Annotated in this window: 12 protein-coding genes; 11 read left to right on the top strand and 1 reads right to left on the bottom strand. The window is 59.1% G+C overall.

Annotation, left to right across the window (positions count from 1 at the left end):
- The first annotated feature begins 191 nt into the window (after window positions 1-191).
- The 7 genes from NKJ13_RS31020 (at window position 192) to NKJ13_RS30990 (ending at window position 6,132) form a co-directional block, all read left to right on the top strand.
- Window positions 192-434 (top strand): hypothetical protein, encoded by a 243-nt coding sequence (locus tag NKJ13_RS31020; RefSeq protein ID WP_352779465.1) that lies wholly within the window; start codon window positions 192-194, stop codon window positions 432-434.
- A 439-nt stretch (window positions 435-873) separates the two neighbouring features.
- Window positions 874-1,320, top strand: coding sequence for a Csu type fimbrial protein (locus NKJ13_RS31015; RefSeq protein WP_352779467.1), 447 nt, complete (start codon window positions 874-876; stop codon window positions 1,318-1,320).
- A 25-nt stretch (window positions 1,321-1,345) separates the two neighbouring features.
- A complete protein-coding gene (locus NKJ13_RS31010) occupies window positions 1,346-2,059 on the top strand; it encodes a fimbrial biogenesis chaperone (protein WP_352779463.1) in 714 nt (237 codons plus the stop codon).
- Window positions 2,037-4,457 (top strand): fimbria/pilus outer membrane usher protein, encoded by a 2,421-nt coding sequence (locus NKJ13_RS31005; RefSeq protein WP_352779461.1) that lies wholly within the window; start codon window positions 2,037-2,039, stop codon window positions 4,455-4,457. Before NKJ13_RS31010 ends, NKJ13_RS31005 begins: the two co-directional genes overlap by 23 nt.
- Window positions 4,458-4,486: 29 nt before the next feature.
- Window positions 4,487-5,437 (top strand): Csu type fimbrial protein, encoded by a 951-nt coding sequence (locus tag NKJ13_RS31000; protein ID WP_502901961.1) that lies wholly within the window; start codon window positions 4,487-4,489, stop codon window positions 5,435-5,437.
- Window positions 5,361-5,684: a DUF982 domain-containing protein gene (locus tag NKJ13_RS30995; RefSeq protein WP_352779457.1), complete on the top strand. Its 324-nt coding sequence runs from the start codon at window positions 5,361-5,363 to the stop codon at window positions 5,682-5,684. The genes NKJ13_RS31000 and NKJ13_RS30995 overlap by 77 nt, the downstream gene beginning before the upstream one ends.
- A gap of 202 nt (window positions 5,685-5,886) precedes the next feature.
- On the top strand, window positions 5,887-6,132 hold the full coding sequence (locus NKJ13_RS30990; RefSeq protein ID WP_352779454.1) for a DUF982 domain-containing protein: 246 nt from the start codon (window positions 5,887-5,889) through the stop codon (window positions 6,130-6,132).
- A 190-nt stretch (window positions 6,133-6,322) separates the two neighbouring features.
- Here the strand turns inward: NKJ13_RS30990 and NKJ13_RS30985 are convergent, their stop codons facing one another.
- Window positions 6,323-6,607, bottom strand: a complete 285-nt coding sequence (locus tag NKJ13_RS30985) for a hypothetical protein (protein WP_352756632.1) — start codon at window positions 6,605-6,607, stop codon at window positions 6,323-6,325.
- Between the two features lie 141 nt (window positions 6,608-6,748).
- On the opposite strand from NKJ13_RS30985, the gene ligD reads away from it, so the two are divergent.
- From ligD to NKJ13_RS30965, 4 genes are all read left to right on the top strand, one after another.
- Window positions 6,749-8,521: a DNA ligase D gene (gene ligD / locus NKJ13_RS30980; RefSeq protein WP_352779451.1), complete on the top strand. Its 1,773-nt coding sequence runs from the start codon at window positions 6,749-6,751 to the stop codon at window positions 8,519-8,521.
- Window positions 8,522-8,863: 342 nt separating this feature from the next.
- Window positions 8,864-9,094, top strand: coding sequence for a hypothetical protein (locus tag NKJ13_RS30975; protein ID WP_352779449.1), 231 nt, complete (start codon window positions 8,864-8,866; stop codon window positions 9,092-9,094).
- Window positions 9,095-9,889: 795 nt separating this feature from the next.
- Entirely contained in the window at window positions 9,890-10,177 is a 288-nt protein-coding gene (locus tag NKJ13_RS30970; RefSeq protein ID WP_352779447.1) for a PilZ domain-containing protein, read from the top strand.
- Window positions 10,178-10,255: 78 nt separating this feature from the next.
- The gene (locus NKJ13_RS30965; RefSeq protein ID WP_352779445.1) at window positions 10,256-10,417 is read left to right on the top strand and encodes a hypothetical protein; all 162 of its coding nucleotides are present in this window, start codon (window positions 10,256-10,258) and stop codon (window positions 10,415-10,417) included.
- Window positions 10,418-11,197 lie beyond the last annotated feature (780 nt).

Here is an 11,197-nt window from a genome sequence, read left to right as displayed (position 1 = left end):
AGTGCTGCGTTAACGGGAGCGTCGAATCGGCCGTGCAGGCTTTGAGGCACTCTCCTGGCCTCGCGGCCGGGCCCGTCACTCGCAAGGTGGCGGGCTTCTCTGCGTGAGGGTCACTGTGCTGAGCGGCTGCTGATGTGCGGGGAGCGCTGACTCTTGTAATTTACTCTTAAACTGGTCCGGGTAAAAACGGCATGGACGAGATTTTTGAGCAGCCTGTCCATCTCTACGACAGCACGCCGGTGTTGGCTGCGGCGTACGACGGCTTCGATCGTCCGCGCTACGCAAATCAAGCCTTTGTTCAGCTTTCTTCCTCGACGCCCAGGAGACGCCGCTTTTGGTCCGATCTTATGCGCCGCAATTTCAGGTTGGTAAAGGAACTGTCGTTCGAGAGCGGGATTTCGAGGACCTTGTGGAGGGTCGCTGGCTCTGGATGACCGAAACGGTTCAAAGCGACGGCTGCTTCGCTAATCGGTCCACATCCGGTGGGTTGGCACTGTCCATCCCTCGCTCTCGTCCCCCTTAAGAACGCCTCCTGTAGTTCTCCACAGGAAAAGTGAGGAGCGATGCCACACAGCGGCAGCCGTATTTTTTGCTAAATTGGCACGAGAAAGGGCGTAGAGGCCGGGCGAGCGCATCATTAGAGTTCAAATCGGGCAGCGACTGAACCTCTCGGTACATTGGGAGGTCCCGTTCAGGCAAAATATGCACAAGGCTCTCGGGCGTCTTGGCCTCACGATTAGTTGAATATTAAGGAGAGGCATGCAAAGGGTTTGTTGACGGTTTTCGCGCTGGGCGAGCACCCGGAGACAAAGGAGCACTCCAATGCGCGTCAAGCTGGCAGCCGTTTTGGCTTTTCTTTCGACAGCGTCCCTGATGACCAATTCTGCCTTTGCGGTGACGGCGAACGGCAGCATGACGGTTCGCCTGACGATCACCAATGAGTGCAAGGTGCAGACAGCCAACGACCTGAATTTTGCTTCGCACGGCGTCCTCGATGCAAACGTCGACCAGACCAGCACCATCGGCGTGCAGTGCACCTCCGGCCAGACTTACAATGTCGGCCTAGGCGCGGGCTCTGGCTCCGGCGCAACTGTTGCGGTTCGCAAAATGACCTCGCCTGCCGCTGGCACGGTAAACTACACGATTTATCGCGACGGCGGGCACAGCCTCGTTTGGGGCAACACTGTTGGGACTGACACTGTCACCGGAACCGGTAACGGCAACGTTCAAAACCTGACCGTCTATGGGCGGGTGCCCGCTCAGCTGACGCCGGCAGCAGGCGACTACACTGACACGGTTGCGATCACCATAGAGTATTGATCTCTCCCAAGCGCGAGGGAATTGTATGCGACGTCTGCTGACACGTATCAGTGCCGCCGCGATCTTCATGCTGAGCGCAGGTCTCGTTGAGGCTGCTTCACTGAGGGTCGCTCCAACTAGCCTGGAGTTGATCGCGCCCGACAGCGCGGCGGTATTGAACCTGCACAATGACGCCAAGCGCCCGATAAACGTACAGATTCGCGTGTTCAGGTGGCGGCAGGCCGGCGGCGTGGAGCAACTGGAGCCGACTTCGGATGTCGTCGCCAGCCCGCCATCGACTAAGATCGGGCCTAATGCAGACTACGTCGTTCGCGTCGTCCGCGTCAGCAAGGCGCCTGTGGCTACGGAAGAAAGCTATCGCCTGTTGGTAGACGAGTTGCCCGACCCATCGCGGAAAAAGGCCGGAACGGTCGCTCTGGTACTTCGCTATTCCGTACCTGTCTTCTTTCGCAATCCCGATGCGAAGCCCTCTGACGTCTCGTTCAGCCTATCGCGGGCCGGAGGCAGGCTCGTCCTGACCGCGCGCAACAACGGTGAAAGCCGCCTGAGACTATCGAATCTCAATTTGGTCCAAGGCAGCAAGAAACTCGGAGCCCGCAGTGGGCTGGTCGGCTATGTTTTGGGCGGCGCTACAATGCAATGGCCGCTCGGCAACGCCAAGTCGCTGGCCGCAAGCCCTGTTGCGCTCAAAGGGCAAAGCGATCTTGGACCGTTCGATGCCCCAGTTGCGATCAAATGACCGTAAGGTTGTCATCGTCATTGTAGGCACCGTCCTCTCGTCTCTGTCGGTGAATGCGCAGGATTTACAATCCGAACCGCAGATTATGGATTCCGCTTCCCCTCAGACGGAACGCCGCGATCTGTACCTTGAAGTGTTCATCAACGACGTTTCGACGGACCTGATCGGGACTTTCACGGAAATTGCGGACGGCAGCCTGGCTACAACGCCGGACGAACTCACCCAACTTGGCCTGAAACCTGTGGATAGCGCTGTCGATGCCGACGGTCTGGTCAGGCTGGATCGGCTGCCGGACGTTGCCTTTCGCGTCGACGAAGCAACCCAGCGCCTTTACGTAACGACAACGAACGATGGTCGATCCGCGCACGTCGTGGACATTCGCGGCAGCGATAAAGAAGATCGCCTGAAACCGCAGTCCAGCTACGGTGGTGTGCTGAACTATTCGCTGTTTGCGAGCTCCAACAGCTGGCTCGAAGATGATCTGGACCTGTTCCAAGGCGTTTCCGGCGGCTTCGACGCGCGCGTTTTCAGCCCCTTCGGGACTCTCGGCCAGTCATTCACCGCCGGCTATTCGGACGGCGAGTTCGGAGGGCTTGTACGGCTCAACACGACGTGGAGCTACTCGGACCCAGAACGCCTGATGACCTATCGGGCAGGTGATTTCATCTCCGGCGGCCTGCCATGGACGCGGCCCGTCTACCTCGGCGGCGTCCAGGCGCAACGCAATTTCCGGCTTCGATCCGATCTAGTCACGCTGCCGCTGCCGTCGTTTGGAGGAACCGCAGCCGTCCCTTCGACGCTTGAAGTCTATACCCAGAACGTCCGCACCTTCAGCGGCGACGTTCCCGCTGGGCCGTTCCAGATAACCAATCTGCCCGTGTTTGCAGGCGCCGGCGAAGCGCAGGTTGTCTTGCGAGACAGTCTTGGTCGCGAGACCAGCGCTACGCTGCCGTTTTACACGTCCTCCTCGATGTTGGGACAGGGTTTGCTCGATTTCTCGGCGGAAGTCGGATTTCCACGGCGCAATTTCGGCATCGAATCTGCCGACTATGACCAGCGCCTGTTTGGCGTCGCCAGCGCCCGCTACGGTCTCACCAACTGGCTGACACTCGAGGGGCATGCCGAGGGGGGCGAGGATTTGGTCAACGGCGGCGTTGGCGCGGCCTTTCCGCTCGGACACTACGGCGCTGCCTCGGTGGCGGTCGCCGGCAGCCAACATGAGGGGCGCACGGGGGCGATTGTAAACGCATCGCTGGAGACGACCTATGAGGGATGGTCGATCTATGGTCGCATCCAGCGTGCGTTCGGCGATTACCAGGATGTCGCCTCGGTGACTGCAGAACCTTCGTTTCCTAAGCCTGGCGATTTGCCGATCTTTAGCGGCAACGTCCCGCGATCGATTGATCAGGTAACTTTGAGCGTTCCGGCGCCCCTTGAGTTTTCTAGCATCAACTTCTCCTACACGCATCTCGAAAGCGCCGAAGGCGAGAAGAGCCAGATTATCGGCCTTTCCTACAGCCAGCAATTGTTCAGACGAAGCAGCTTCTACGCCACGGCTTTTGCCGATCTCGAAGACCGCGACAGCTTCGGGGTGTTTGCCGGGATTTCCATCCCGTTCGGAGACGACATCACGGCCTCGACTGGCGTAGAGAGCGGTCCAGACGGGCTCAATGTGGCTGCCGACGTAGCCAAAACCGAGCGTCTGGAGGACGGCAGCATCGGTTGGCGGGCGCGGACGGCTGAAGGAGAAACGACCAGCCGTTCGGCTGGCGTCAGCTACAGGGCTCCCTTCGCTCGCTTCGAGGCCGATGTTCAACAATACGATAAGGAGTTCAGAGCCACTGCGCAGATGGATGGCGCGATTGCCGTCGCCGGAGGCGGCATCTTCGTGACCAATCGTATCGACGATGCTTTCGCGGTCGTTGAGGTTGGTGCGCCTGATGTCGATGTGCAATTCCAGAATCGGCCGGTTGGCAAAACGAACAGTCGGGGCCGTATTCTCATCACTGGCCTTAATTCCTATGAGCCGAACACTGTTTCGATCAATCCTAAGAACCTTCCGGTCGATGCGGACATTCCGGCCACCAAGGAGGTCGTCGTGCCGGCCGATCGCACGGGTGTCGTCGTGAACTTCGGCGTTTCGGAAGCGCCCGAGGCAGCGCTCGTCACCTTGGTAGACAGCAGCGGGATGCCACTTGAGGCTGGCCTGAGCGGCCGCATTGACGGTGGCTCGGAAGACTTCGTCATCGGCTACGACGGCCAAGCCTACATCCGCGGTCTGGCCGCCAAGAACGCGCTCGTGGTGAACCGTTCGGATGGGAGTTCCTGCAGGGCCGAATTTGCCTACCAGCCGACGCCCGGCCAGCAGGTGGCGATCAAGGATGTGACGTGCCGGTGAGAATGGGCAAGCTGACAATGGGAAACAAGATGCTCCGTTTTGCCATGCTGTTAGGCGCTGCCCTATTCTCGTCCCGCGCTTTCGCGTTAAGCTGCACTTTTGGCGTCTCGAACATGAACTTTGGCTCGGTCGATACGCTGTCGAGTAGCCAAATAAACACGACCGCAACTCTAAGCATGGACTGCAGCGGCGGTCTGGTTGGCCAGCAAATCCTGCTCTGTGCGCATTTTGCAGCCGGCAGTGGCGGCGCATCAACGGCAACGGCGCGGCAGATGCTGAGCGGAGCCAACAGCCTCAACTATCAGCTCTATTCGGACTCGGCGCGCAGCATCATCTGGGGGTCCTATGCGTGGGCCTATGCGTCGCGCCCGCCGGCTATACGGCTGACGCTCGGGCTCTTGGGTACGGCCACCGGCACCGCCACCATCTATGGGTCGGTCTTTGGTGGCCAGGGCACTGTTCCACCCGGGACTTATCTCTCGACCTTTTCCGGCGCGTACGTCGAATATCGTTACCGCGTCACCAACGCCAATAACTGCAGTACAGCTAACAGCACCACCCTTGCGCCGGCTTCGACCTTCACGATAAATGCAACGGTCGCTGCGAATTGCCTCGTATCGACCGGCAACATCGATTTCGGGTCGACGGGAGTTCTCGCGGCGAACCTCGATGCCACCGGCCAGGTCTCGATTACCTGCACGCCTGCGACGTCTTACACACTCTCCTTGAACGGCGGGACCACAGGTTCACCCCCAGCAACCCGCAAAATGTCAAAGGGGGCGGAAACCCTGACTTACGGGCTCTACAAGGACATCGCCCGAACTCAGCCTTGGGGTGATGCATCGACGCCCGGCAGCATGGTGACGGGAACCGGCACGGGGGCGCCCCAGTCCTTGACTGTTTATGGCCGCGTGCCACCACAAGCCACGCCATCGGCCGGTGTCTACACCGACACTGTCGTCGTCACTGTTACCTACTGAGTGGGACTCCACTGGTTCAACCCTCCGGTCTACGTCAAGACCGAGCATCCCGGGATCATCCACAACTTCAACAACGCCAGCCGGCGAGCAGCTGATGAAGTGGAGCAAGCGTGGCCCTTGCTGGGATCTCGCGGTGCGCGTTTGTATGGCCGTGATATTCGACGAGATGGAATCTGAGGAGGCCCGCAAGGCATTCCTGGCTGCCGCTAAGGAGGAGGGGACGTTACATCCCCCCAACGGCAAATAGCTAAATTCGGATTGCAATGTCAGTCTCTCTAGCCACGAGGGCCCGCCGCCCGTGAGAAAGGCGACGGACCCGACAGCGGGTGCATCCACGAAGAATCGACCGCTGCGAGTTCTAAACCCGCGAGGGTCAGCAACGTTCCCGATTATCGACCCGGCGCTACACTGGGTTGGTCAGTAGGCTCCTGCCGCTCTAAGTTCCCCTCATGGGTCCCCTCTGGTTCTCTCCGCCGGTCTACGTGAAGACGAACCGTCCGGGCATTCGCAATGGAGTCAGCCACGTCGAGGGAGCCGCCGAGGAACTCATGGCGTGGGACACCAAGGGCCCGAGGTGGACTAAGGCTGTCCAATCCTGCGTGGACACGTTCGAGGGCAGAGTCTCCCCTCAAGAGGTCCGTCAAGCCTTCGAGGCGGCTGCCAAGGAGGCCAACGTGTATCTCTCTCCTGAGTAGTGTGTATCATTGCAACCCATTGGCGGGTCCTGCCGGTGTTCGTGAAGACTGAAACCGGTGTCAGGCATGGCTGCAACAATGCGAGGGCAGCCCTTGAGCAGCTCAAGGCGTGGACCCGGAGAGGACCTCGCCGGCAAAGGCGGTGACCCTCTGCCTGTCAGATATAGAGCGCGATCCGATTGACCCATGTTTACCGAGACTGACGCACCCTAGGTGCGGGCCCGCGCGATACTGTTTCGATATCTACAGTAACTGGCCCTCCGCCATCGATCCTGACCGTCACTTTGCCATCCTCGGCATCGATCCGGGTTACAAAGCCGGTGATGTCGATCTTTTCGCCAGCCTTTGCTCCCTTGGGTGTGTCGATCGAAAAGGGAAAGCTGTAAGAGGGTATGCTCACGCTCGACACGCCGTTGTCCAGCACCTTCAGGATTGTCACGGTGAGCGTGACTTCATCGCCGATCTTTACAGCCATGGCCTAGCACTCCATTTCCAGCCGATCGGGCACGTCGGACAGCGCCGTCATTCCCACTAAACATTCAATTTTGCTAAAATGTTCCGGAACCGATTGGCCGCCCTGCGGCTTGACTCGCTGTTTCCGGGAGTCGCCTAGTGCATGAGTAACGCCGCAGACCGGCTTTCATTTGTTGAGTTTCAAGCGCCCACGTTGGTCGAGAAAGCTCCCGGGGGCAGCGAATGGCTTCACGAGATCAAATACGACGGCTACCGGACCCAGCTAATCGTCGAGGGCAACACAGCACGAGCCTTCACGCGCCGCGGCTACGACTGGTCGCACCGATACAAAAGAATTGTGCAGGCCGCGGCGAACCTGCCGGTTCAAGCAGCAATCATCGACGGGGAAGCTGTGGTCCTCGGCGAGACGGGGCTGCCGGACTATCAAGCTTTGGAACGGGAGTTGGGCAACCCAAACTCGCCGAAGCTAATCTTCTATGCGTTCGACCTTCTGCACCTCAACGGTCGTGATCTTCGGCAGCAGCCGCTAACGAAACGCAAGGCCGCGCTAGAAAAACTGGTGAAGCACACCGCACCGACGCTGACCTATGCCGAGCATCTGGAGCTGAGCGGGGACGACGTGTTCCAACATGCATGCCGGATGGGCTTGGAGGGGATCGTATCCAAGCGAGCGGACGCCCCCTATCGCTCAGGTCTCCAGACGAGCTGGCTCAAAGTAAAATGCCTCAAGAGCGACACCTTTCCCATTGTTGCCTTCGTTGAGAAGCTCGGCGCCCATCCGCGCCGTATTGCATCGCTCTACATCGGCCGCCGCGAGGGCGACCGGCTCCTTTATGCCGGGAAGGCCCAGAGCGGTTACAATTTGACTGCAGCGCGGCGTCTTCGAGAGCGGCTTGATCCACTGATCATCGACAAGTCGGCCCTGTCGGAACCCGTCAACAAGCCGAAAGCGACTTGGGTTAAGCCAGACGTTCTAGCCGAGGTGCAATTCAGCGGCGCCACTGATCGCGGCGTGCTGCGCGAGGCAGTATTCAAGGGCTTGCGCGAAGACCTCATGACGATACCTGCGAAGCCGCCCGCTCTATCGAAGCGGCGACAGACGGTCCGGGAACACGGTGTCCCCCGCGAGAATATCCTTCAGCTGCTGCCCGACGCAGTCTCGCCTTCCAAAGAGGAGCTTATGCGCTACTGGGAGCGGGTTGCCGAACAAGCGCTGGTCCATCTCGGTCAGAGACCGCTGAAGCTGGTCCGGCACACCCAAGGGACCACTTTTTATCACAAGGGCGCGTTGCCGAGGATCCCGGCAGCCGTGCATCAGTCGCGTGTCCAGAAGCGCGAGGGGGGCGAAGGCGTTCGGGTATGGGTGGACGACCTTGCCGGTTTGCGCGGGCTGGTCGAGATGGATGCCGTAGAGCTGCATCCTTGGAACGCGACCATTGACGATATCGAGCATGCTGATCGCGTCGTTCTGGACCTCGACCCGGGCGAGGGTGTCGAGTGGGCGGAAGTAATCGAGACCGCGTTGGCGCTCCGCGACATCATGGAAGCGGCAGGCCTGGAGAGCTGGCCGAAGGTCACAGGCGGCAAGGGCATTCATTTGATGGCCCCGCTTGAGACAAAGATGACCCACGACAGCGCCCGGCAACTGGCCAAGTCGCTCGCCCAGTGCCTCGTTGATGCACGCCCCGATCGCTATCTACTCTCCGCCGCTCCGGCAGCCCGAACAGGCCGCATCTTTCTTGATTACCTTCGTAACGGGCGCGGCAACACTGCGGTGGGAGCATTCTCGCCCCGGGCCCGACCGGGGTTCCCGATCGCGCATCCGGTGACCTGGAGCCAAGTCGAGCGGGGTATTCGGCCCGACGGCTTCACCGTCGATCACCCGTTCCGGGCGGCTGCCCGAAGGGCCGCGTAGGCGGGACGGCGTCCAAAGCTTTTAGTGCTGCCGGCCGGCGCGGATCCTTGCTCTGGCATAGCAGCATCGAATAACTTACTGTCTACGATCGTGATCCCATTCGATCCTCCCCAACCTCAATCCGCTGGCTCGGGTCGGCGGGATTTTTGCGTTGGTGTCCGGTGAAGCGGCTCGCGGTTCGGCTCTGTGGCAGTGGGAGGCCTGCCTTTTCCGCGAACCAAAACCGGAGCTAGTCGTTTCATACTTAAGCGATCTCGGCCGCATGTTTCCAGCATCCCGGCAGGGGACGAGGCTGATAACTTTCTCATCCTGCCGCCAATAGGAGCTCGGTCCGAAGAGGTGTTGCGCGAGTTCGAAGCATTCCTAAAGGGCTGTTTTCCGGAATACGATTTTCTTGCAAATGGCTGCGCCATGCCGTTCGGCGACGACTACCAAGTTGTGCCGATCCGCTGCGTTCACGGCGACGAACCGGGTACGCTGCGCGTGCTCCAGTGCCCCGACCAGTCGGTGATGATGGGCATCGCTGCCGCCCTGAAAAGTTTCAGGCCTGGCGAGCCGCCGGCGTTCAACTAGCCGCCCGGGACAAGTTGCCCATGACCGCCAAGCCGACCTCTTCCCCGCAGCGACTGCTCCGGTGCGCTGATATTTCCAAGGTAGTTCGACTTGAAACCTGTCGGCGCATTTAATCCGCGCAATGCTGGCATGGGCCCCTGGGCCTCCCTCGTCGCCGACGTACACTAAATCTGTACATCAACCTAAATTAGGGACCTCGAACTAGCGTCGCCCTCGGCCTGATCAAACGCGAGCTCCACCTTACTTCCGGAACAAATCCAGAATGCTAATTTAGCCAAAAGATCCTCATGGGTGAAGTTCTGTGAACAAAACGTGAATATCAACCTCTATCGGACAATGTTTAACTAAAATAATAAAAGTATTCCCGAACCGAGTGTAAACTAGTGGAAACTTGTATCATCGCAATCCAGTAATGTTGCTGCGCCAGCGAACTTAAGCAGGGAGACTGTTATGGCTAAAATCAAACGTTCACCAGCATGTTGGCAGGCAATGCAATGATTTCATGCTTTTGATGCCGGGAAATGCCGCAGGCATTGGTGTCGGCGCAGGCGTTCCGATCGGTGGCAGCAGCGGCGTTAAAGCCGGCGCGGGCGCATCAATCGGCGGTTGCGGTGGTGTGAAAGCCGGTCCCGGCGCATCGGTGGGGCAGTTCTAGCGGCGTCACGGCTGGCGCGGGTGCAAGTCCTACATTCGAGAAGCCCGTTATTCGCCGCACCTTTCAATCGTGCTATGGAAATCAAGTCGTAGGGCCATAACGGTAGGCAGTGCGGTCAGGAGCGCTTGGAGGAACCAGCATTGCCGGAAGGTGCCGAAACTCGTCGTGATCATCGGCAACGCGTCTTGAAACGTGCGACCATCATCATCAGCATCACAAGTTCTGAAATCAGCTGCACCATGCGCAATCAGCATGCAGGCGGAGCAGAATTGAAGTTGCCAGCCGAAACAAAGATTCCGACCGAGTTTCTTCTGTACGTTCCCGTCGACGGAGTAGCTTACCGATCTGTTGTGCGATGGCGCAAAAACGAGAAGGTCGGGATCCAATTCACTGGCGTTGAGCTGAAGCCCCGCCTCCATTACGGATAGCGCGGGGTTGAATAACGCGCTTCAGCGAACCGTCGAAGGTTGATCATCGACCGGTCTTGCAGATTTGCTAGGTCAGTAGTGCACCTTGCCTCCCAGTGGTTCCCATCACCTTCCTGGGAATACAGCCGCGGCCTGACCAGCCTCGCTGGCTCGACCTTGGCGTTTTCCTTCTGCGTCATGTTGTCGGCCGAGATCAGCCGGCGCAGCGACCGCATGATCTCCCTGCGCGTCTACCTGTAGATGACCAGTCATTTTTTTGGGGGATATTTAGATGGCGGATGCCGTCGACGGGCGCGGTCCCGCTGGAATTGTCAAGATGATCGGCCGCACCAGGATGCCTGGTCTACCGGATCCTCTAAAGCCGATAGCCGATAGTGATTTGCCTGGCGACAGGTACACAGCCGCGCCGAGCACTCATTTCGGTCGCGGCGCCGGCAGCTTGATGTCGGTCCGATAGCACCAGCGTATTTTTATCTCTACCGCCTCGGAAGAGTAATCGCTTCTGCAGTCCATTTTCCGGTTTCTGTAATCCGGAATTTCAAGCCAGACAGTGCAGCGATACCATCGGGATCGAATTCGGGATTGCGCTTCCAATAATCGATGACCACCGTGGTCACGCCATCAAACACCTCTTCGCGCAGCCGGCGGCAACCCGAATGTCGCGTTGATTCTGGACCACAGACGGGTATGGTATCCACGCGTTGTAGGTTTGGCAGGTGATGGATTACTTTGGTGGATAAGCGATCGATGTCGGAGGGCCTCCTGAGGGCACTTTGGCGATTCGTGCCAAATCACCGGCTGCCCATCGTAGTTAAATCCAGTTCGCGCGATCCTGAGGTTTCACCCTGTGGTAATTTTGCTGAGGAAGACATTTCGTTTCTTAGAAACAAGGCGTTTATTTCTTTTCTAGCTCGGAATGACGTTGCCCCCAGTTTCTATCCAGTTTTGAGTTCGTTTCCGGCGTGGGTTGTGCCCTGCTGGGCGGGTGAAGCGACGGGCGCTGGCGCGGAGCCTTTGGCG

Origin of the sequence: Mesorhizobium sp. M0174 (assembly GCF_040322275.1) — a bacterium.
In the GTDB taxonomy this organism is placed as follows: Bacteria; Pseudomonadota; Alphaproteobacteria; order Rhizobiales; family Rhizobiaceae; genus Mesorhizobium.
The sequence above is the reverse complement of the archived record's forward strand: the minus strand, read 5'-3'. Positions and strand labels throughout refer to the sequence as shown.